Origin of the sequence: Flavobacterium palustre, from assembly GCF_014639535.1 — a bacterium.
Taxonomy (GTDB): Bacteria; Bacteroidota; Bacteroidia; order Flavobacteriales; family Flavobacteriaceae; genus Flavobacterium; species Flavobacterium palustre.
Genome location: NZ_BMGA01000005.1, coordinates 1 through 23,232, shown reverse-complemented (window position 1 = coordinate 23,232; position 23,232 = coordinate 1). Strand labels below are relative to the sequence as shown.

The following is a 23,232-nucleotide window of genomic DNA, read 5'->3' as shown; positions in this document are numbered from 1 at the left end:
TTTTTTGTTTTATTTATGATTTGCAAAAGGAGGAAAGCCAGCCAAAATTTATTAAATTTGCTGGGCTTAGTTATCCTTTGAATACTAATCCCGATGACTGTCGGGACTGAAAACTGAAAAAATGTCGAGTATCATTCAATTACTTCCTGATCATGTTGCTAATCAAATCGCTGCGGGTGAAGTGGTCCAAAGACCGGCTTCGGTAGTGAAAGAATTGCTTGAAAATGCTGTTGATGCTAATGCAACAGATATCAAGTTGATTATAAAAGATGCCGGAAAGTCGCTCGTTCAGGTAATTGACAACGGTAAAGGGATGAATGTTACCGATGCCCGTTTGTGTTTTGAGCGTCACGCTACTTCCAAAATCCGCCATGCCGAAGATTTGTTTAGTTTGCATACGAAAGGTTTCCGTGGAGAGGCTTTGGCTTCTATTGCGGCGATTGCCCATGTGGAAATGAAAACCAAGCAGGATCAGGAGGAGTTAGGTACCCAAATTGTTATCGAAGGAAGTAAATTTGTTTCTCAGGAAGCAGCGGTCTTGCCAAAAGGGACTTCGTTTGCCGTTAAAAATTTGTTTTTTAATATTCCCGCCCGACGCAATTTCCTAAAGTCGGATACCGTAGAATATAGACATATTATTGATGAATTTCAACGTGTGGCTTTGGCTCATCCGAATATTCATTTTACATTTTACCACAATGGTAGCGAAATGTATAATTTACCCATTTCGACGTTAAGACAACGTGTGGTGAATGTTTTTTCGGGGAAGACCAATGAAAAATTAGTTCCTGTTCAGGAAGATACCGAAATTGTAACTGTTCAGGGATTTGTCAGCAAACCTGAATTTGCTAAAAAAAACAGGGGAGAGCAGTTTTTCTTTGTCAATGACCGATTTATAAAAAGTGGTTATTTGCATCATGCGGTAATGGCGGCTTATGACGGAATTTTAAAAGACGGAGCACAGCCGAGTTATTTTCTGTATTTATCGGTTCCGCCCAATTCTATTGATATCAATATTCATCCTACCAAAACTGAAATCAAGTTTGATGATGAGAGCGCTTTGTATGCTATTTTAAGAGCTTCCATTAAACACAGTTTGGGACAATTTAATGTAGCTCCGGTTTTGGATTTCGACCGGGATGCTAATTTAGACACGCCTTATCATTATAAAGATTTAGAAGGTGCAATGCCTACTATTCAGGTGGATAGTACTTTTAATCCGTTTTCGGATGATAAAGTCAATAAGCATTATGCCGGTTCAGGTTCTTCTGGTTCGGGTTCGTCTTCCAGTTACAGAAAACCTGCTGCGACAGCAAGTTGGGAAAGTTTGTATGTAGGCTTAAAACAAGAACCTGAATTTCCGACAGAAAGTGCTGAGATTTCTTTTGAAAGTGAAGAAGTAACGGCTTCGTTATTTAATGACGAAGAAGTAGAGCATGCGGTTCAGAATGTATATCAAATTCATAAAAAATATATAGTTTCTCCTATCAAGTCTGGAATGGTAATTGTGGATCAACAGCGCGCGCATCAGCGGGTTTTGTACGAGCAATTTTTAGCGAATATGACGGTGCATCAGGCATCGAGTCAGCAGTTATTATTTCCGTTGAATTTGTATTTTTCGTCAGCTGAAATGGAATTATTGGCCGAATTGAAGCTTTCGCTTATTAATACCGGATTTGTTTTTGAAGAAACTAATAATGATCATGTGGTGATTTCGGGAATTCCGGTAAATGTGACCGAGAGTGAGGTTTCGATACTTTTAGAGCAATTATTAAGTGATTTACAGCAAGGAATTCCGGAGAATAGTTTTAGTCAAAATGATACTATTGCTAAGTCGATGGCAAAGAGTTTGGCGGTAAAAACAGGAACAAGTTTAACGATAAAAGAACAGGAGAATTTGGTAAACGGTCTTTTTGCCTGTAAAGACCCTAATGTGTCGCCTTTTCAAAAACCAACTTTCATCACCATGCGTGTGGAAGATATAGATAAAAAATTTGCACTATGATGAATGTAACCGAAACGGTAAAACAATTATTGATAATAAATATTCTGTTCTTTATAGGGACATTAGTAGTAGGTAATCCTGCATACGAAATATTGGCAATGTATTTCCCGGAAAACCAAGGATTTCATGGTTGGCAAATTATTTCACACATGTTCATGCACGGCAGTTTTATGCATATTTTATTCAATATGTTCGCTTTGTATTCATTTGGTTCAGCCTTAGAGCATTTTTGGGGGAGTCAAAAGTTTCTTTTCTTTTATATTTCCTGCGGATTAGGTGCGGCTTTGTTGCATACAGGAATTAATTATTATTATTTTAATGATGCTATTGGTATTTTAGGAGAGCATGGTTTTCAAAAGACAGAGATTTTAAAACTGTTAAATGAGGGGAAAATCAATACGCAATGGCAATCGATTTTAACGGCATCAGAATATCAAAATTTTATAAGTGCCTTTGTTGGCACAGTAGTGGGAGCCTCCGGAGCTATTTATGGAATTGTGGTGGCATTTGCTTTTATGTTTCCAAATGCCGAATTGGCTTTAATGTTTATTCCGGTACCAGTAAAAGCCAAATATTTTGTGCCGGGTTTGGTTTTAATTGATTTGTATTTAGGAGTATCCGGACAGTCTATTTTTGGAGGAACAGGAATAGCTCATTTTGCCCACGTTGGCGGAGCTTTATTTGGTTTTCTGATTATGTGGTATTGGAAGAAAAATCAGTTTAATAGCAACCGTTGGAATTAATATTTTTAAGAAAATTAACTTTGATAAAGACGCGTATATGAATATTCTGGACGACTTAAAATTGCAATACAAACTTGGAGGAATCGCTAACAGATTAATTTATTGGAATGTAGCTTGCTTTTTGATTTCGTTGATTTTTTTCTATCAGTTTCAAAAAGGTTCGTTTTCCTATCCTTCATGGATTTTGTTGTCAACATCTCCGGATGATTTTATATATAATCCATGGACTTTTCTAACCTATGCTTTCTTTCATGATGGATTTTGGCATTTGGTTTTTAACATGATTATATTGAATTTTTCAAGTCAGTTGTTTTTAACTTTTTTTACCCAAAAACAATTTTTAGGCTTGTATATTTTGAGTGCTGTTTTTGCAGGAATAGTTTTTGTGGCGACCTATTATTTTATGAACATTATAGCTCCTATTGTAGGAGCTTCGGCGGCAATTATGGCAATTTTGGTTGCTGTTACAACTTACCAACCTTTGATGCAGATACGCTTGTTGTTGATAGGAAATGTAAAATTGTGGCACATAACAGCGGTGTTGCTCATACTAGATTTGATGCAGCTTCGTTTAGAGAATATGGGCGGACATATTTCGCATTTGGCGGGAGCATTTTTTGGGTTTGTCTATATTCAGGCCTTACAAAAAGGTACTGATATGAGTGTGATGGTTACTAAAATTATTGATTTTTTTGCCAATGGTTTTAAAACATCGCCATCAACACCTTTTAAAAAAGTGCATAAAAATTATAATAGACCTGTTGAAAAAAGGACTGTTTCCAGAATTATTACCAAAGATAAGACACAACAACAAATTGATGAGATTTTAGACAAAATCAGTCAGTCGGGTTATGATAGTTTAACAAAAGAAGAGAAAGATTTTTTATTCAAATCAGGGAAATAATTGTTTGAAGTTGCCGTATTTTTATAAAAACTTTAGGCATTAAATTAAAAATAATGAAAAAGCTTTCGTGGTTTAACAAAGGAATGTTTTCTTTAAACATTCTTTTAATAGCCCTTACTTTTATCGCTTATGTTTTGCCGTTTTTGGCACCGAAGACTTTTCCTCTTTTGTCGGTGCTAACTTTGTTTATGCCTTTGTTTTTTATATTGAATACTCTTTTTTTTGTGTATTGGGCCGTTCAATTCAAAAAAAGGATGATACTTTCGGGGCTGATGTTGCTCATGGGAATTACTTTTATCAATAAATTTTATAAATTCTCGACTAAAGAGTACCCTGAAACCGACAAAGATTTTGTGGTCATGAGTTATAATGTGCGTTTGTTTAATTTATTCAAATGGCAGGATAAATCAGATATTCCGGAAACTATCTTGGAATTTATAAATGATAAAAACCCCGATATTTTATGTGTTCAGGAGTATTCTAATTCAGGTCATGTTGATTTGAAAGTTTATCCGCATCGTGCTATTTTTATGGAAGGGAAACAAATTAAGACCGGACAGGCTATTTTTTCTAAGTTTCCAATTATTGAGGAAGGCAAAATTTCTTTCCCCAATTCAAATAACAATGTCGTTTATGCCGATATAAAGAAAGGCAAGGATATTATCAGGGTGTATAATATGCAGTTGCAGTCGATTAAGATTTCACCGGATGTGAATGAGATTTCGGAGAATATTGATGTAATTAATAAACAAAAATCTCAGATGTTGTTTATTAGAATCAGTAAGGCTTTTAAACAGCAACAACAACAAGCTGAAATTTTAAAGGAAAGTATTAAAGAATGCAAATATCCGGTAATTATTTGCGGAGATATGAATAATAGTGCTTTCTCTTATGTGTATCGCATCATTAAAGGCAGTTTAAAAGACGGATTTGAGGAGGCAGGAAAAGGTTTTGGTCAAACCTATCGTTTTAAATATTATCCTGCCCGTATAGACTATATTTTTGCCGACAGAGAGATGAAGGTGAAAAAGTTTGAAACTTTCCCTGAATTTGATAATTCCGATCATTATCCAATAATGGCTAAATTGTCATTGGAATAATTTTTTTTAGTCACGAATTCACCAATTTTTAACCGCAATCCCGATAGCTATCGGGACACAAGGGTTTTCGCAAAGTTCACAAAGCTTAAAAATTAATTTGTGAATTTGAGGTAAAATTTTTAGTTATCGGATAGCTAAACTTTGTGATTTTAAATAATCAACCGTAAATTTTCCTTCGTTAAAAAGTAAATCCAGGATACTTAAGTTGTTAATGAAACCAAATTTATCATCAAAAACCTGGGTGTAGGATTCAAAAACAGAAGGATCTTTTTTGCCATTAACTAAAAATCGATAATCCTGAATTTCATTCGGATCTACTTCGTGGAAATATTCAGTAGTGGTTTCAAAATTGAATTTAGTTCGCATACATTTAGAAATGATGTCTAATGCTTCAAAATTCAAATCCATTAAAAAAGTATGTTTTTTTTCGAAAAAAGGAACAAAATCATCTTCAAAGAATTCAAAGAAAGGCGAACTTCTGTATGCTGCTTCTAAGGATTTAAAATGTTGTTTTTGCCAGTCAAAATCGTTTTCTATTTGAATGTCTTTGGTTTTTTGATGGCTCGTTTTAGAATGCTTTATCGGAATATTTAAAAGCTGAATTCCGTTTGGACTGTAGATATAGGTTCGGTTTCTGTTGGTTTGCTTCTGAAAATTGTCTTCCATCTCAAATACGATACTTTCTGATTGCAGCATGGCAACAAAATGACTAATCGACGGGAAATAAGAAGGGTGTAATAAGGTTTTCATTCTGTTACTGCTCTCTAAAATAGTTAAAACTATCGATGTGTTTTATTTTTTGCCACAGATTACACGGATTTTAACAGATTAATCTGTGCTAATCTTTTTAATCTGTGGCAAAATAAAAGAATTTATATGCTATAAATATATCAAACTAGATATTGTTTTTCTCTTTTCTTTTTTTCCAGAAATAATCCCCAACTAAGAAAGCGGCTAATAAAATCAGGAAAATTTTGAAATACGATTGCGGTTGTCCTTCGCCGCTAACGGTAGTAAACACTCTGTCCCAGCGTACTTTATTGATTCCTTTTCCATTAACATCCCAACTCATCCAGATGAAAACCGGTTTTCCTACAATGTGGTCTTCCGGTACATAACCCCAGTATCGGCTGTCTTCAGAATTGTGGCGGTTGTCACCCATCATCCAGTAGTAATTTTGTTTAAAAGTATAGCTGTTAACTACTTTTCCATTTAGACGAATTTCATTTCCTGTAACTTTTAAGTCGTTTTTATTGCCGTTTTCATCTTTTTCATATTCAGTAATGATTCTTTTGTAAAACGGTAAACTTTCCAGTGTAAGTGCTACTGTTTTTCCTGCTTCAGGAATGTAAATTGGACCTAAATTATCCTGATTCCATTTGTTGATATAAGGAAAAATGGTTGGTTCAATATTTTTTGCAATTTGTCGTTTTACAGTTGTAATACCGGCTGTTTTCTTTAATCTTTCGGCACCAGCGGCAGTTAATGCTCTAAAATATAAAGTGTCTTTGGTCTCATTTATACCAACTCCGTCTGTAACATCCATCTCTCTTAATAGATTTTCTAAGTCCATAGGAGGATTTTTAGTGTCAATTCCTACTGAATAAGAGTATTGAGGTTTTGCACGTTCGGGAAGTTGTAGCACTTTTCCATTGATATAGATGATGCCGCCTTTTATAGCTAAACTATCCCCAGGAATACCCACACAACGTTTTACATAGTTAGATTTTTTATCAATAGGTTTGATTACTCCGGGTTTTCCTTTTGGTTCAAAAAAGTAATGTACGGTATCAACCGGCCAGTTAAAAACAACAATATCACTGCGTTTAATTTTATCTTCAATTCCCGGTAATCTTAAGTAAGGTAATTGAGGAAAACTTAAATAAGATTTTCTTTTGGTTTTTGGAATTGAGTCATGAACCATTGGTAAGGCTATTGTGGTCATAGGAACTCTTGCTCCATAATTCATCTTGCTTACAAATAAGAAATCACCAATTAACAATGATTTTTCCAATGAAGAAGTTGGAATAGTGTAAGGTTGTACAAAATAAGTATGTACAAAAGTAGCTACAATTATAGCAAATAGTAATGAGCTTACGGTATCGGCTGTTTTGTTTTTTGGATGTAAACTTCTTTCCTTGTTATAGTCTAATTTTTGAGAGTAATTGATGTAAAGAATATACAATCCGCAAGTTATAATCCCTAAAATAGTATCAATTTGACTGCGTTTTCCAAAGGTTCTTAAGGTTTCTACCCAAATTACCGGAAACATAATCAGATTAATAATAGGAATAAAAAGTAATAAAGTCCACCATGTAGGTCGGCTGATGATTTTCATCAGAACAATAGCATTATATACCGGTATGGCAGCTTCCCATTTTTTTCTTCCTGCTGCTTCATAAAGTTTCCAAGTTCCTAAAAAATGAACAACTTGAATAATGAGAAAAAATACAAACCATTGATATAGTGTCATAGTTCTGTTGAATTAAAGGTTAATTTGGGTTTAATTATTGAATGTTAAGCACATCACGCATACTGAAAATTCCCTGTTTTCCGGCTAACCATTCGGCAGCAATTACGGCACCAAGTGCAAAACCTTCACGGTTGTGAGCTGTATGTTTGATTTCGATGCTGTCAATACCTGAGTCATAAGTTACGGTGTGCGTGCCTGGTACTTCACCTGTGCGAACCGCTTCAATGTGGATTTCGTTTTCTTTAGCTTGTTCTAATGTCCAATTATTATAATTGCTGTTTTCAATAACGCCCTGAGCCAATGAAATAGCGGTTCCGCTTGGAGCATCCAGTTTATGAATGTGGTGGATTTCTTCCATAGTAACTTTGTAACCGTCAATTTTAGCCATCATTTTAGCTAAATATTCGTTAAGGCCAAAAAATAAATTGACTCCTAAACTAAAGTTAGAGCTTGAAATAAAACCGCCATTTTTTTCTTTGCATAAAGCAATCATTTCGTCATAACGCTCTAGCCAGCCTGTTGTGCCTGAAACTACAGGAACATTGTTGTTAAAACAAGCAGAAATATTATCAACTGCTGCCATAGGAACACTAAAATCAATAGCAACATCGGCAGTTTCAAGTCCGTCGTAGGTGTTGAATTCGTCCTTTTTCAAAACAATTTCGTGACCTCTTTCCAGAGCAATTCTTTCAATTACCTGACCCATTTTTCCGTATCCTAAAAGCGCGATTTTCATTTGTAGTATATTTAAATTGTTAAAAAATTGAGGTTGTCAATCTTTTTATTTGGATTAAAAATTATAATTAAGGCTGAGCCCTACATTTGGTTTGAAATTGAGATTGTTTTGATAAAGAGTAGGTTTTATCGATAGCTTGTCGTCCACATTAAATTGCATTAATGCCGCATCAACATTAGCATCAATAATATTTAAAACATAAAAACCTACGATGAATAAAGTAGAGAAATCACGATTTCGCTGGTAAAATTTCTGTCCTGCAATCAATCGACTGTTATCCAGAAATGAAAATTCATCATCAGTATATCCTTCTAATCTTCGTTTGTAAGCATCTCTAAACTGATGGTATTTTTTGTTACTGTCTAAATAAAAGTAAAGACTGGTTCCGATAGCGCCATAAACCAAAGGAATTTTCCAGTATTTTTTATTGTAAGCCTGACCCAAACCCGGTAAAACTGCCGAATAAAAAGCAGCCTTTGCAGGAGTTAAAGGATCGATGTCGATTGACTTTACAGTATCTTTGGCTACTACTTCTTCTGTTTCTGTTTTGCTTGTTTTTTGTGCCAATACAGAAGAGTTGCTAAAAATAATCAGAAATAGTGTTATGGAAATAATTTTGTTCACTATCCCTTAATTAATTCAATAATTCGATTAAAATCTGCTTCAGACTGGAATGGAATAGTGATTTTCCCCTTTCCGTTAGTAGCTACTTTAATGTCAACTAAGTTTCCAAAATAAGCATTAAAAGCTCTTTTTTGACTTTCATCTACATCAAATGAAGCTGCTTTTGGTTTTACAACTGCGGCTTTAGGTTTTAGACTGTCGTGGTAATTTTTTACCAAAGCTTCGGTGTCACGAACCGAAAGATTCTGACTTACAATTTTTTGGTAAATATCGGTTTGTGCATCTAAATCTTCAATATTGATGATGGCTCTACCGTGTCCCATGCTGATAAAACCGTCGCGAATTCCGGTTTGGATAATCGGATCCAGTTTTAACAAACGTAAATAATTGGCAATTGTAGAGCGTTTTTTTCCTACACGCTCACTCATTTGTTCCTGAGTCAGTTGGATTTCGTCCATCAAACGTTGGTACGAAAGTGCTATTTCGATAGGATCTAAGTCATGACGTTGAATGTTTTCAACCAATGCCATAACCAGAGATTCGTTGTCATTAGCAATTCGGATGTAAGCCGGAACGGTACTAAGTCCTACTAATTTTGAAGCACGTAAACGACGTTCCCCCGAAATTAATTGGTATTTGTTGAAATCTAATTTTCGAACAGTAATAGGTTGAATTACACCTAATTCTTTGATCGAAGTTGCTAATTCTTTTAAAGATTCTTCGTTGAAATTGCTTCTGGGTTGAAATGGATTGATTTCAATAGCTTCAATTTCAAGTTCAATAATATTTCCAACAACTTTGTCTGCATTTTTATCTTCTACAGATTTAATATCATTCTCCGGGTCTTTTAGTAATGCCGATAAACCTCTTCCTAAAGCCTGCTTTTTTATCGCTTTTGTCATAAAAAATTATTGAATGTCGTTTTTCTTTATAATTTCCTGAGCAAGGTGTAAATAATTTGTTGCACCCTTACTGGTTGCATCATAATTAATGATACTTTCACCAAAACTAGGTGCTTCACTCAATTTTACATTTCGTTGGATAATCGTTTCAAAAACCATATCGTTAAAATGTTTTTGTACTTCTTCCACCACCTGATTTGATAAGCGCAATCTGGAATCATACATGGTTAATAATAAACCTTCAATGTCTAATTCAGGATTGTGGATTTTTTGGATACTTTTTATCGTATTTAATAATTTACCCAAACCTTCGAGAGCAAAATATTCGCATTGGATAGGAATAACTACAGAGTCGGCAGCTGTTAAAGCATTTAATGTTAACAGTCCAAGCGAAGGTGCACAGTCGATAATGATATAATCGTAATCGTCTTTTACACTTTCTAATGCTTTTTTAAGCATGTATTCTCTGTTTTCTTTATCAACCAATTCAATCTCGATAGCCACAAGGTCGATATGCGCAGGAATAACATCCACATTAGGAGCCGTACATGATACTACAGCTTCTTTTGGAGTGTTACTGTGTTCCAGAATTTGGTAAGTACCAATTTCTACACTTTCCACATCGATACCTAATCCGGAACTGGCATTTGCCTGAGGGTCAGCATCTATTAATAATACTTTTTTTTCTAAAACTCCTAAGGAAGCCGCAAGATTTACAGATGATGTAGTCTTTCCAACGCCTCCTTTTTGATTAGCAATCGCAATGATTTTGCCCATTTATTTTCTATAATTTTGAACGGTAAAAATACAATTTATTATTGTTTCTGAAAATCTATTTTGTTAACATTTGTTAAAGCTTGATTTGGGGTGTTTTGAGGATTTTTGGATTGAATTTTAGTTGAGATTTTATAAATTTTATTTTATTTTTAATAATCGTTTGCAAAACTTAAAAAGAGTTGTATATTTGCAGCCGCGTTACGGGGTGTAGCGTAGCCCGGTTATCGCGCCTGCTTTGGGAGCAGGAGGCCGCAGGTTCGAATCCTGCCACCCCGACAGAAAACCTTCTTGTGAATCAGGAAGGTTTTTTTATTTCCAGGAATTATGTTTAAAATTGTGCATTTTGAATTTAAAGTGATTTGTTACTCTATATTAGGATAATAAAAACTGATAATTCTAGTCTAGTTTTCCAATAATAAAAACTTATTTTTGTGCTGTTTTTAAAAATCAAACCTTTAATTATTATGTCAGATACAATCGAAAAAATAAAATGTCTTATCATAGGTTCTGGTCCTGCAGGTTATACTGCGGCAATTTATGCAGCCAGAGCTAACATGAACCCAATATTATACCAAGGAATGCAGCCGGGTGGTCAATTGACTACTACTAATGAAGTAGAGAATTTTCCGGGGTATGTTGATGGAGTTACCGGACCGGAAATGATGATTCAGTTGCAACAACAAGCACAACGTTTTGGAGCTGATATTCGTGATGGGTGGGCTACTAAAGTAGATTTTTCAGGAGATATTCATAAAGTATGGATTAATGATACTATCGAATTACACTGTGAAACTGTAATTATTTCTACCGGAGCTTCTGCTAAATATTTAGGATTACCATCAGAACAACATTATTTACAAATGGGTGGTGGAGTTTCTGCTTGTGCGGTTTGTGATGGATTTTTCTATAGAAATCAGGAAGTAGTAATTGTTGGAGCAGGAGATTCAGCTTGTGAAGAGGCACATTATTTATCAAAATTGTGTAAAAAAGTAACCATGTTGGTAAGAAGTGATAAGTTTAGAGCTTCTAAAATAATGGAAGAGCGTGTACGTAAAACGGAGAATATCGAGATTTTAATGAATCATGATACTGTTGAAGTTATTGGTGACGGAAATGTTGTTGAGGCTATCAAAGCAAAAAATAAAACAACTGGAGAAGTTTTTGATATTCCGGCAACAGGTTTCTTCGTGGCTATTGGGCATAAACCAAATACAGATATCTTCAAAGATTATTTAACATTGGATGAAACCGGATATATTATCAATACTCCTGGAACTTCAAAAACGAATGTTGAAGGTGTTTTTGTGGCTGGAGATGCTGCTGATCATGTGTACCGTCAGGCAATTACTGCAGCGGGTACTGGTTGTATGGCTGCTCTTGATGCCGAAAGATATTTGGCTGCTAAAGAATAATTTTTTTGATCGAAAAAAAAAATAGCCTGTTTCATTTTGAGAGGAACAGGCTTTTTTTTGTCAACCATTTTTTTGAATATGACTGTCCGCTATTTGTGCTAGNTAATTGTGGCTGAATTAAATGTTCTGAAATTTCACAAATTCTAATTGAATTTGTCAATATTAGTGTAATCTAAGAATAATTTATAAAAGAGCAATTCGTGAATTCGTGGCTGAAAATGGAGCTTCGACTGTAAAGCGGATAGTTATATTTTTGAAAGCTTACTTTTTAGACAATTTGGCTTTGTCTAAAAAGGAATTCATCTCTATTTTAGCCTCGCCATAGAGCTCTATTTCCGATTTTTCGCTGGCATTAATAATAATGTCTTTTTTAGGGTTAACGACAGCTTTACTTTGTCCTTCGGTAATTAATTCGATACTTTTGATATCTAATTTAGAGGCTTCCAGATCCGAATTGTTTTCTAATCGGATGATGCTTGTATTAGCGGTTCCTTCAATTTTAGCTTTTGCTTTTTGGTACATATCTAAGGCTAAATCATCGGTGATTATCAGGGATTTTAATTCGGCATCTTTAATTAACTCGATTTTTGTTTTTTCGCCTTTTAAATTCAGCTCAATTTTTGAATTACCGTCAGCTTGCAGCAGAAAATTCTTTGTGTTGGCATTCATGAAAATTTTTGAATTGTCAAATGTTTTTACATTTAGATTGTCGCCCAGAATTTCCTGAATGGCACTAATTACCGCATCATTTTTAGCTACAACTGTGTTTAATTCAGCGGTGTAGGTTATTTTTATTTTTAAAGATTTGTGTTTCACCACTTTCTTAGATGTTGAAAGATGTAAAACATGATCAGTAACATCAATGTCTATGATGTCGATCAGATTGTCATCGGCTTCAATTTTTATCTCGGGAAATTCGCCTCTTTCTAAGGAGATTTCCAGATTATCTTCGACTTCAATTGCGCTAAAATTTTTGATGTTTTTTTGTTTACTGGTTATTGTTTTGGAACCGCTTATTTTTTCTTTTTTCTGCGCTAAAACAATTGAAGTTGATAAAAAGACTAAAAGTAGGATGCTTATTTTTTTCATATAAAGATTCATTTAGGTTCTTTACAAATATAAAGAAATCGCTTACCCAACAGTAAGCGATTTCGATTTTTTACAAGAATTTATGTCTATTCTGATTCGATACTTGCTCCGGAACTTGCTGTTTTTTCAATCTGTTTCGGATTATTGTGGTATTCGATCCGGCTTCCGCTGCTGGCATCAGCTTTTAGACTTAGAATAGGATGAACGCTAACTTTTGATCCGCTGGAAGTTTGCGCTGTAATGTTATTGGCTAATAAATTCTCAGCATCTATATTGCTGCCGCTGGAGGATTCGGCATCTAAATGAAGCGCCATTCCTTTGATGTCAATTTTACTGGCACTGCTACTATTGGCTTTGATGTTGTCAATAGATAATTCAGCTTCGATTTTTGCGGCACTCGAAGTGTTTAAGTTAATATTTTCTCCTTTTAAAGTGTTTTTGGTCTTTATTGATGAAGCGCTATTAGCGGTAAGTCCTTCAATTACGGGTACAGTAATATAAACTTTTTGTCCATGTTTACTGCTGTAATTTCCGTTTTTTCGGCTAATAATCAGAACACCATTTTTAACTTCGGTAATAATACTGTTTTGAAGATTGTCATCGGCTTCTACTGTAATTCGGGTTCTGTCAGCCTGTTCAATAATTACTTCGATACCATTGCTGGCTTCGATGCTTTTAAAATTACCATCAATGTTTCTTTTTTGGGTAATAATATTACCATTTCCTTTAATGGAATGATGCTGGTAGTTATTGCAGGAAACCAAAGTTATCGCTGCAAAAATAACTAAGCTGTTTTTTAAAGTGACTAACATAATTAATTGGTTTTAATAATGATACCGTCTTTGTTTATTTTTAATTCCTGAACATGTGTTTGTGCATTTACAATAGTGTCTGTAGTTTGATTCTCGGATGAGTTTTCTTCACCGGGACAATTTAAACAATTGGCTTCTGATTGTTCTATTTTGTAAACAGGTTCAAAAACTTCATAATTCAAATCAAAAAAGTCATCATCTGAATGGTCGTAATCTTGGACAGATTCATCTACTTTAAAAATGCTTCCTTCGATTAAAAATAAGGTGATTTCTATTCTCTGGTTTCTGAATTTGTTTTTTAAATCAGATAATAAATAGTTGTCAAAAACAAGCTGGTTGCCAATGATTTTATATTTGTAGCGAATTTTTTCAGCATTTTTTCTGGCTTCCGAAAATGATTTTCCTTTGGCTTCTTTTTCGATTTGAATGTAACTGTAGTTTTCGTTCGATTTCTTTATTTCAAAACGTACATCATTAGAATAAATGATATCATTATTGGTTGAGTCAGTTGTGATTTTAAATTCGGCACGGTCATAAATATCTTTTGCAAAATAATCGTTATGCTTGAATTTAATGAGTAAAGTGTCTTTTAATGGAATATTTAAGGTTTCTTTTTGAACCACGCGACCGTCCATTGCAAAGGCTGAGGCTTGTTTTATTCCCAAAGCTGTTACTAGGGCGATAGCCATAATCCAAAGTGCTATCAAAGTATATTTGGCTATTGAACCAATAGAATTTGTATTGGGTGCCAATAGTTTAAAACCTAATAATGTTAAGAAAAAGAAAGGGATTCCAATGGCAAAAAACATCAGTAAACCGAGAACCCAAAAGGGATAATCGGTAAAATTCCCTGTTTCTATAAAACCTTCCCAGGGAAAATCAACAAAGGTGTTTGTTCCCAAGGTGAAAACTCCAATTAACAAAATAGTTAAAGTAGCCAGACCGGCAATTATTAGCAGTACTCCAAGAAATTTAGCTAAGATTCCTAAAACACTCAGTATAAAATTCCCTAATGAATTGCCAACTTTGTTGGCTCCTTTTTTTATTTGATTTCCATATTTGTCATAATCCGCATTTTTTATTTTATCTGAAACAGATTCAAATTCTTCTCTTACTTTTTTTTCGATGTTCGAAATATTGACCGGTTCTCCTGTCATTTCCAGTTTTTCAGAAGTGGTACGAGCTTCGGGAGTTACAATCCAAAGAATGATATATGCAATTATTCCGGTTCCAAAACCTGCAAAAATTAAAAGAACCAATACGATTCTAATCCAAACAACATCAATTCCAAAATAATGTCCAAGACCTGATGCCACGCCACCAATCATTCCTTTATCACTATCACGATAGAGTTTTTTTGTTCTGTAATTGATAGTGCTGCCTTGTTGTTGGTTTTCAAAGTTTTTTGGTTCGTCTTCAATGATATAGTCTTCAGGTTGTCCCATGATGGCAATTACTTCATCGACTTCTTTTAAGCCTACAACATGTTTGTCGCTTTTTTGTTTTTCACCAAATAATTCAGCAATTCTCATCTCAATATCTTTGATTACTTCCTCCTGACCTGAAGAGTTGTTAAGTGAGCGTTTAATTGCATCAAAATAGCGGGAAAGTTTTTGGTATGCGTCTTCGTCTATATGAAAAAACACACCACCCAGATTTATGTTTACAGTTTTGTTCATGACTCTGTTTTTTGATTTGTTATTAAATTTACTGCATTTGACAATTCAGTCCAAGTGCCATTTAGTTCGTCTAAGAAAGTTTGTCCGGTTTCGGTTAATTTGTAATACTTTCTTGGTGGTCCCGAAGTAGATTCTTCCCATCGATAGGTGAGTAATCCATCATTTTTTAATCGTGTGAGCAAAGGATAAACAGTTCCTTCTACCACTAATAATTTTGCGTTTTTTAATGTTTCTAATATTTCGGATGTATAGGCATCTTGCTTTTTGAGTACAGATAAGATGCAAAACTCGAGAACACCTTTACGCATCTGTGCTTTTGTGTTTTCAATGTTCATGATTTAGATTTTTTTACTTAATAAAGTTTATCGTTAATGGATAATTGTATTTCTCTCCGTTTGAAGCGTTAATTGCGGCAATGATAATAAGGAAAAATTCTACTATTTTTAAAATAAAGAATAGTAATACACTAATAATTCCTATGGTAATGATACTAATATTGTCGGCATAATTTATTTTATTCCAAAAGAAGTCATGATTGTTTAGTAGTTCATTCCAGTCCATACTACTAAAAATAACTGTTGAAAATGCGGGTATAGCAATCAGAACAAGGACTAATGAATAGATGAATAAACTAAGTTGAAAGTTGATTATTTGCTTTCCATTATGGTCGATTAATTCCGATTTTTCTTTTTTACTGCTCCAAATGATGATTGGGAAAATAAAATTTCCAAACGGAATAAAGTACTGCAAAAGAGCACTTAAGTGGGTTAAGGCTGCTATAACTTTGTCGTTTTTTGTTTCCATATGTATAGGTTTTAGTAATTTCTTATACAAATATATGTCTTAAAACAGGTATTATGTATAACAAAGTACTTATAATTAACATAAAATTAACAATTATGAATTTTTCAGAACGAGTTAAATATTTTGTATATTGGTAGAAAACCAAGGCTATGAAACTTACGGCAACTAATCTTAACCGATTTTTATTTTTCAAATTACCATCAGCTTTTATTTGTGGAGTAAGAGTAAACGAAATAACATTAGAAAAATGTGTGGTATCCGTAAAACATCGTTGGATTAATCAAAATCCTTTTCAATCGATGTATTTTGCAGTTCAGGCTATGGCTGCTGAATTATCTACGGGAGCTTTAGTAATGTTGCACATTCAAAACAGCAATCGAAATATTGCTATGCTGGTTGCCAGTAATAAAAGTAAGTTTACTAAAAAAGCGACAGGCAGAATTACTTTTATTTGCCAAAATGTAAATCCAATAAAAAAGGCCATTCAAAACACAATTGAAACCGGAGAAGGACAAACTTTTTGGCTACAATCTGTTGGAACCAATGAAAATGGAGAAACCGTTTCTGAAATGGATTTTGAATGGACTATTAAGCTGAAATAAATAAAAAAAACACTTCCATTGCTGAAAGTGTTTTTTAGGAAATTAGGGTTTGCTTATTTGATAATTATTTTTTGCATAAATTCTCCTTTATCAGTTTTTATATGAACAAGATACATGGCTGAACTCAGAGTTTTAACCGGCAGTTTGATATGGTTTTGTTTGCTATCGGTAATTTTCCAATTATCTATATTTTGTTTCAGGATATTGAATAAAGAAACAGATGTAATAGTAACATCAGAAAAATAGTTTCTGATATTTAGTAGCTGATTTTCGTTAGTATAGTAAGCTATAATTCCATTTTCGATGGTAGTTTCGTCAATGCTTGTCAATCTGTTTGCAAATTGTAAAGAGAAACGATTGCTGTATTCGCCAACAGCTAATGAAATATCGAAGTCTGTTTTTCTTAAATCATGATATACTTTTGTAACATTGTCATAAAGGTATATATCAATATTGTTAGGAACATTCTCTAAAGCGTCAATTTTTATGCTTGATTGTCCTTCATTGGCAATTTTGATTCCTAATGGTATAATTTGTTCAGCACCAAAGTTTGGAATTCCCTGAATTATAAAAGGAGTGTTATCTAATTCCCAGTACATATCATTGTCGTTAACTTCAATCATTCTGGCATCGTAACCAAAATCAAATTGATTGGTTGTGTTAGGATCAGTACCAACAAGTATTTGTCTGTGAGTTGCAATTGGTGAATCAAATCCTAATCTTATTTTCATTCGTTTATCAACAGTTTCTTTAGCAGCAAAAGAATTTTTATCGTTAGTCACTTTCATAAAAATGGAATTTCCAGAACTTTCTCTAACAAAGGCACGTTGGCTGTTTTTAAATGTAAAAGTTCCTCCTTGAACAATACCATTTGAGACAGCACCTATATAGAAAGCTTGTCCTACAGGGATATAGCGTTGTGGAATTTTAGAACCTGTTGCTCCGTTGTTTACATTCAGCGGATCATTGGCAATTGCAGCAACTCCACCGGTTAAAGTGTAGGTTGCATAACCACCTTCGTATTGTGCAAGAACATGATTATTTGATAAACCAAAATGATCCCAAAAATAAAGCGCACCTCCAAAAGTATTAACGGTTCCTCTACAGCCTGTGCAATCTTTTAAATTGTCTTTTATAAACTCGTCAGCATCTAATGCACTTGGATAAGGATTTCCTACTAAATAGGTTTGATTTATAGCTATAAATTTGTTTATGGTGCCTGAATTTGGTTTTCCGGTAAACACATAGTTTTGCGTTGCGGTTATAGCAGCAGTTCCTCCGGTTCCTTTCATAGTAAATCCATCAGCGGCAGCTATGAGTCCTGTACTTGCTTTATATTGCCATTGCCAGTAGTTATCCCAATTTGAATTTGAGGCAGGAGTAAGTGAACTATAAGTCCAAATCCATCGGTTACTAATTTTTATAGGGCTCGAAAGCGGTCCATCGGCAAAATAAGGACCATCACCAAAAGTAATTGCTTTTGGATTTGCAGAATCAGTACCGTCTCTTAGGATATTAAACATAGCATAAGTAGAATTATTGGCAGCTCCGCGATTGCTTACCGGCGAAGACCAATAGTTATAATTGAAGCTGTTTTTCTTACCTTGTTGGTCTATTTCTATAAAGCCTGTACTGCTTTCTTCAAAAATACTTTCACTAAATTGGGTATTGTTATAACGTTTTTGAACCAATTGAGATTCACCAATCAAATCAATTTTTCCGTCTAATTTTAAATAATGAGTTATCCATAATCCATGTCCCGGATTGGTTTCATTTTGAGTTCCTGAATTTGTTATTATCAATTCGTTAGACAGTACAATAAGTCCTAATAATGTAAGATCCTGAGTGTTTGAAGTAACCTGATGATTGAGTTTTACAATATTCCAATCGATAGGCTGGTTGTTTATCCCCGGACTATTAGGAACATTCCATACATCAAAATTTGTCCAGGTAGTATCAGTATTCCAGGTTTGGTTAGAAACTCTGGAAGTATAAGGAATAGGAGCTGTTTGTTGTTGGCTGGAGTTGATATTGTATAATCGGCCGCTAATTCCTTTGTATGCTGTTAAATCGCCACAATTGGTATTCATTCGATAATAACCTAAAAGATCATTCCATAATAACGGATTGTCTTCCACGCCATTTTGATCATTATCAGAACCGTAAATTTTCATTGGAATAACCACACCGCCAACATCAGAACCCGAAATGTCAATTTCCTGATTCATCATTTGTCTAATTTGTTCCACTCCTAATGCTTTATTCCATATTTTGAATTCATCTATCCAACCATGGAAATAATTCACAGGACTGTTTGTTGTTGATTGATCCATAGCGCCTAAAAGTGCTTCAATAGTATTGGCTGTAACAGCAGGAGCAGTTCCATTTTTTGAAGCTAATTCGATACCATCAACATAAAGTTTGTATGTTGCACCATCAAAAGTAACAGCTAAATGATACCATCTGTCAGTACCAATAGAATAACTTCCAGTATTTACATTATTTGCTCCTGAGTTAGTGTACCAATTGAATTGTACCTGACCGCTTACAATGCTTAAGTCATAACCACTACTGTTGTTTCCATTATCTTTTCTGGAGAAAACAGTTTTTGTTCCATTAGTTGCATTTGGTTTAACCCAGGCTTCGATACTAAAGGCAGAGTTAAGATTGTAATTATCTCTAAAGGATACATAGTCATTAGTACCATCAAAATCCACCGATTTGCAATCGATAATAGTGATGTTTATTTCATCAAAACAACCATTAGTAAGTGTCCATCTTAGAGTATAACTACCCGGGTCGGCAGTGAAAATGGCATTTGGATCTGTTGCGCTGGAAAAAACAGCCGAATTACCGCACGAAGAAGTACTGGCGCTAGTGACAGTCCAGGTTCCTGTAATTCCGGTGCCGGGATAATCAGTGTCTCCCGAAGCTGTGTCAGGAACTACATAGAGATTGTTTTTCCAGGCTCCTTTATTGTAATTGGTTACAGCAGAAACCATATTGTCGTAAGCATTTAATTGCAGTGTGTTTTCACCGCAATTGCTCGCAAGCGGAATGTAGTCTTCTCCTGCGTAGGCTAAACTAGTGTTGATGTTAACATAATTAGTTCCGGCATCATTATCAGTTCTGCAACCATTTACTAATGTGGTTACCCCGTATTCTCTAATTCCCGGAGTAACAGGAGTAACTGTTGCTGTTGTTCCTGTTGCAATTACATTTCCATCTTCATCGGTCCATTCTAACTCATCATCAACAGTACCAAAAGTAAAACCAACATCGTCAATGGCCCAAGCACTTCCTACATTAAAAGTTTGAGTATTGGTACAATTGTTAGAGGAATGTTTTGGAAAAGTTGCATTGTTACAATTGCCTCCGCTTGGTCCTGAATTGAATGTAAATCGAACACGCAATCCTGCTAGACCCGCATAAGGTCCTAAATTAATTGAGGTATAACGAAACGCATCGGCTACGAGATATTGTTTATTACAGGCTGAGCCTCCTGAACCTTTATAAGCTTTAACACCAGTTGTATTACCAGCTGTAAGAACATCATTTTGCATGGTGTTCAATGTTACTGTATAAGTATTTCCGGCATCAAAAGACAATTCGATTTTTCCGAACCCACCATTACAGAAATAGTAAGCAGTATAGAAAGTTAATATGGCTTCGCTGGAAGTCATTCCTATGGTGCTGAATACAGGGGTTTCTAAAGTGGTAATTCTGTTGGCTTCAGCGGCATGTGCAATTGCAAATTTAGTATTGTCTGAAGTGTCGTAATTTATTCCGCTAAAAGTTGTATTAGGATTACTGGTAGAATTGGTTTCTTTCCAGGTAGGTTCAGTATTGTTATTTCCACTGGCGGGAAAAAATCCGTCTAATCCGTCCACACGCCATCCATCAGGTTGGGCATAATTAAATTTCCCACCTTTACCAAACTGTCCTTCAGGCTGATCGTAAAAACTTTCTGCATTTACGGTTACCGAATCTCCTAAGCAAATATCTAAAGCTGTGTGACTAACAATGATAGGAGGTTCGTCAGGAGGTAAGAATCTTGCATAGGCTTCGGCAGAAGTTTTAATAAGAGAAGTGTTGTCGGCATCGGTAATTCTTAGTCTGACAAAAGTATCACTTGTTAATCCGGTTAATGTATAAGTTAATAAACCAGCTGTATTAGGAATACTTATCCATGTTTCGCCATTGTCATTAGAATATTCCCAGTTTAAAACATGTGAAGCCAGTAAGTTATAAGTTCCAATAGGTTGTAAAGTAAATTGAATGTCTTTAGGAACTGTTATTCCTCCGGGACAGGCTGTTACCTCTACAAGAGCACTTGGTGGTTGTGGATTATCAGGAACAGGATTTACAATTACACCTGTTAAATAAGTGAATAAATTTTTTGGAGGTTCTACAGTAACGGTTGCTGTACAGTAATTTGAATTTCCATTAACATCTACAGCAGTTAATGTAGTTGTGGTAGTATAAATATTAGGAGAGTCTGCAAAAGTGCTAGGGGATACACTCAAAGAAGCAATTCCGCACGCATCATTAGAACCATTGTCAATGTCAGAGGCTTTAATAGTGGCTACTCTCGAAATAGGGTCAATTACCACAACAAAATTTTTGCAAATCATTGTTGGAGCTGTATTGTCAACTACAGTAATTACAGCATTACAACTACTGCTGTTACCATTGTTATCATAAACTGTAAAAACTACATTGTTAGGACCTACATTATTGCAGGTAAATGCATTTGGAGTTACCGTCATGTTGGCAATTCCACAATTATCATTAGAACCGTTATCTAAGTTTACAGCTGCAACATTTATGGTTCCTGTTGAACTCAAATAAGCGGTATAATTTTTACAAACTGCTGTTGGTGCAATATTGTCAATTGCAGTAACTGTAAATGTACAGCTGCTTGTTCTGTTAGCATCATCTCTGGCTGTAAGTGTTACTATTGTTGTTGCAGCCGTAATTAATGTTCCCGGAGCCGGACTTTGAGTAATAGTTAAGCTGCTATCGCAGTTGTCTGAAGCAGTAGCAAGTGAGGTGTAATCCTGTAAAGAAAATTCACAATTGTTATTATAATTTACATTTTGATCCCCCGGACAGCTAATAGATGGATTTTCATTGTCAATTACGGTAATTGTTTGATTGCAGGAAGCTGTCAGTCCGGCATTGTCTGTTACTGTCCAGGTAACGATGGTGCTGCCTATCGGAAATTGATAGGTGGCAGTATTTATTATAGTTCCGGATACTCTGGCAATTACCGAGGCAATTCCGCAATTGTCGTTTGTCACAGGTGTACCAATATTTACCGTTGTATAACAGTCTCCGGTTCCGTTGGCACTGGTATTAGCATTAATATTTCCCGGACAGCTAATTGTTGGAGCTTCATTGTCGGTTATTGTTACTGTTTGATTGCAAGGAGCAGAAATATTTCCAGCCTGATCGGTTGCTGTCCAAACGACAGTCGTGTTTCCGGTTCCAAATAAATAAGTAGCAGGATTAATAATAACGCCTCCTACTTTAGCAACAAAAGTAAAATTTCCTACTGTAGTACAGTTATCAGTTGCTGTTGGCGTTCCTAAAGCAACAACTGTGTTACAATTTCCTGAGCCATCATTATTTGTGAAGGCTGTTTTGTTTGATGGACAAGTTATTGTAGGCAGAGTTGTATCTTTTAAAGTAATTATGAAAGTTGTTGTTTGGGTATTTCCATTTCCATCATTTGCAGTAATGGTTATAAGTTGAGTAGTATTGTGTCCGCTAATAATTGTACCAGCAGCAGGAGATTGGGTTTTAATGATACTTGCTGTGGAAGTACAGTTGTCGGTAGCAGTAGTTAAACCAGTATAATTTGGAATAGTAAAGTTACATGAAGCACCAATGTTTTCGTTTTTGTTTGATATTGTAGTAAGCGTTGGAGGCGTAGTGTCATCAATAATTATATTCTGAGTTACATCAGTAGTATTTCCGTTGCCATCATTGATGCGGTATGTTCTGATAATAGTTCCGTCATTAACTAAAGGATTCACAGTCTGACTAACGAAAGTTACTGTATGAGTTGTGCAGTTGTCAGCTTCATCGTTAACGACTAAAACATTTGGGACAGGAACAGCACTAAGACATTGAACATTTATAGTTGCTGGGTTTGATGCTGTTGGAGGCGTAGTGTCATCAATAATTATATTCTGAGTTACATCAGTAGTATTTCCGTTGCCATCATTGATGCGGTATGTTCTGATAATAGTTCCATCATTAACTAAAGGATTCGCAGTCTGACTAACGAAAGTTACTGTAGGAGTTGTGCAGTTGTCAGCTTCATCGTTAACGACTAAAACATCTGGAGCAGGCACAGCGCTAAGACATTGAACAGTTATAGTTGCCGGATTTGATGCTGTTGGAGGCGTAGTGTCATCAATAACTATATTCTGAGTTACATCAATAGTATTTCCGTTGCCATCATTGATGCGGTATGTTCTGATAATAGTTCCGTCATTAACTAAAGGATTCGCAGTCTGACTAACGAAAGTTACTGTAGGAGTTGTGCAGTTGTCAGCTTCA

At 35.0% G+C, this 23,232-nt stretch carries 18 protein-coding genes and 1 tRNA gene; 7 read left to right on the top strand and 12 right to left on the bottom strand.

The annotated features are described in order from the left end of the window. The first annotated feature begins 121 nt into the window (after positions 1–121). Genes mutL through IEV84_RS10530 form a run of 4 tightly spaced genes read left to right on the top strand, consistent with a single transcriptional unit; the run spans position 122 to position 4,752 of the window. Positions 122–2,005 carry a DNA mismatch repair endonuclease MutL gene (gene mutL / locus IEV84_RS10545; RefSeq protein WP_188494255.1) on the top strand — a complete coding sequence of 628 codons (1,884 nt, stop codon included), beginning with the start codon at positions 122–124 and terminating at the stop codon, positions 2,003–2,005. Continuing rightward, positions 2,002–2,748, top strand: a complete 747-nt coding sequence (locus tag IEV84_RS10540) for a rhomboid family intramembrane serine protease (RefSeq protein WP_188494254.1) — start codon at positions 2,002–2,004, stop codon at positions 2,746–2,748. Before mutL ends, IEV84_RS10540 begins: the two co-directional genes overlap by 4 nt. A 37-nt stretch (positions 2,749–2,785) precedes the next feature. After that, positions 2,786–3,652, top strand: a complete 867-nt coding sequence (locus tag IEV84_RS10535; RefSeq protein WP_188494253.1) for a rhomboid family intramembrane serine protease — start codon at positions 2,786–2,788, stop codon at positions 3,650–3,652. A 53-nt stretch (positions 3,653–3,705) separates the two neighbouring features. Then, positions 3,706–4,752, top strand: coding sequence for an endonuclease/exonuclease/phosphatase family protein (locus IEV84_RS10530; protein ID WP_188494252.1), 1,047 nt, complete (start codon positions 3,706–3,708; stop codon positions 4,750–4,752). A 123-nt stretch (positions 4,753–4,875) separates the two neighbouring features. On the opposite strand, the gene IEV84_RS10525 is transcribed toward IEV84_RS10530, so the two are convergent. The 6 genes from IEV84_RS10525 to IEV84_RS10500 all read right to left on the bottom strand — a co-directional run bounded on the left by IEV84_RS10525 (position 4,876) and on the right by IEV84_RS10500 (position 10,264). Beyond that, positions 4,876–5,502, bottom strand: a complete 627-nt coding sequence (locus IEV84_RS10525) for a WbqC family protein (RefSeq protein ID WP_188494251.1) — start codon at positions 5,500–5,502, stop codon at positions 4,876–4,878. A gap of 145 nt (positions 5,503–5,647) precedes the next feature. After that, positions 5,648–7,225 (bottom strand): signal peptidase I, encoded by a 1,578-nt coding sequence (lepB, locus tag IEV84_RS10520; protein WP_188494250.1) that lies wholly within the window; start codon positions 7,223–7,225, stop codon positions 5,648–5,650. Between the two features lie 34 nt (positions 7,226–7,259). Then, complete coding sequence (gene dapB / locus IEV84_RS10515; protein WP_188494249.1) at positions 7,260–7,961, bottom strand: 4-hydroxy-tetrahydrodipicolinate reductase; 702 nt, start codon at positions 7,959–7,961, stop codon at positions 7,260–7,262. Between the two features lie 54 nt (positions 7,962–8,015). Then, positions 8,016–8,585 (bottom strand): DUF5683 domain-containing protein, encoded by a 570-nt coding sequence (locus tag IEV84_RS10510; protein WP_229732656.1) that lies wholly within the window; start codon positions 8,583–8,585, stop codon positions 8,016–8,018. Then, a complete protein-coding gene (locus IEV84_RS10505) occupies positions 8,585–9,487 on the bottom strand; it encodes a ParB/RepB/Spo0J family partition protein (protein ID WP_188494248.1) in 903 nt (300 codons plus the stop codon). The genes IEV84_RS10510 and IEV84_RS10505 overlap by 1 nt, the downstream gene beginning before the upstream one ends. Positions 9,488–9,493: 6 nt before the next feature. Next, entirely contained in the window at positions 9,494–10,264 is a 771-nt protein-coding gene (locus IEV84_RS10500) for a ParA family protein (RefSeq protein ID WP_188494247.1), read from the bottom strand. Between the two features lie 201 nt (positions 10,265–10,465). Between IEV84_RS10500 and IEV84_RS10495 the strand changes: the two genes are divergently transcribed. Further along, a tRNA-Pro gene (locus IEV84_RS10495) sits at positions 10,466–10,540 on the top strand. Between the two features lie 188 nt (positions 10,541–10,728). Beyond that, positions 10,729–11,676, top strand: coding sequence for a thioredoxin-disulfide reductase (trxB, locus tag IEV84_RS10490; protein ID WP_188494246.1), 948 nt, complete (start codon positions 10,729–10,731; stop codon positions 11,674–11,676). A gap of 261 nt (positions 11,677–11,937) precedes the next feature. Here the strand turns inward: trxB and IEV84_RS10485 are convergent, their stop codons facing one another. The 5 genes from IEV84_RS10485 to IEV84_RS10465 form a co-directional block, all read right to left on the bottom strand. Continuing rightward, positions 11,938–12,765 (bottom strand): GIN domain-containing protein, encoded by an 828-nt coding sequence (locus IEV84_RS10485; protein ID WP_188494245.1) that lies wholly within the window; start codon positions 12,763–12,765, stop codon positions 11,938–11,940. A gap of 86 nt (positions 12,766–12,851) precedes the next feature. After that, entirely contained in the window at positions 12,852–13,577 is a 726-nt protein-coding gene (locus IEV84_RS10480; protein ID WP_188494244.1) for a head GIN domain-containing protein, read from the bottom strand. A gap of 2 nt (positions 13,578–13,579) precedes the next feature. After that, positions 13,580–15,256 (bottom strand): PspC domain-containing protein, encoded by a 1,677-nt coding sequence (locus IEV84_RS10475; RefSeq protein ID WP_188494243.1) that lies wholly within the window; start codon positions 15,254–15,256, stop codon positions 13,580–13,582. Then, positions 15,253–15,591 (bottom strand): PadR family transcriptional regulator, encoded by a 339-nt coding sequence (locus IEV84_RS10470; protein WP_188494242.1) that lies wholly within the window; start codon positions 15,589–15,591, stop codon positions 15,253–15,255. Before IEV84_RS10470 ends, IEV84_RS10475 begins: the two co-directional genes overlap by 4 nt. A 13-nt stretch (positions 15,592–15,604) precedes the next feature. Further along, entirely contained in the window at positions 15,605–16,060 is a 456-nt protein-coding gene (locus IEV84_RS10465; protein WP_188494241.1) for a DUF4870 domain-containing protein, read from the bottom strand. A 149-nt stretch (positions 16,061–16,209) separates the two neighbouring features. Between IEV84_RS10465 and IEV84_RS10460 the strand changes: the two genes are divergently transcribed. Next, positions 16,210–16,662 carry a DUF4442 domain-containing protein gene (locus IEV84_RS10460; RefSeq protein WP_188494240.1) on the top strand — a complete coding sequence of 151 codons (453 nt, stop codon included), beginning with the start codon at positions 16,210–16,212 and terminating at the stop codon, positions 16,660–16,662. Positions 16,663–16,715: 53 nt separating this feature from the next. On the opposite strand, the gene IEV84_RS10455 is transcribed toward IEV84_RS10460, so the two are convergent. Then, positions 16,716–23,232 (bottom strand): DUF8693 domain-containing protein (locus IEV84_RS10455; protein ID WP_188494239.1); only part of this gene is annotated, 6,517 nt, incomplete at its 5' end.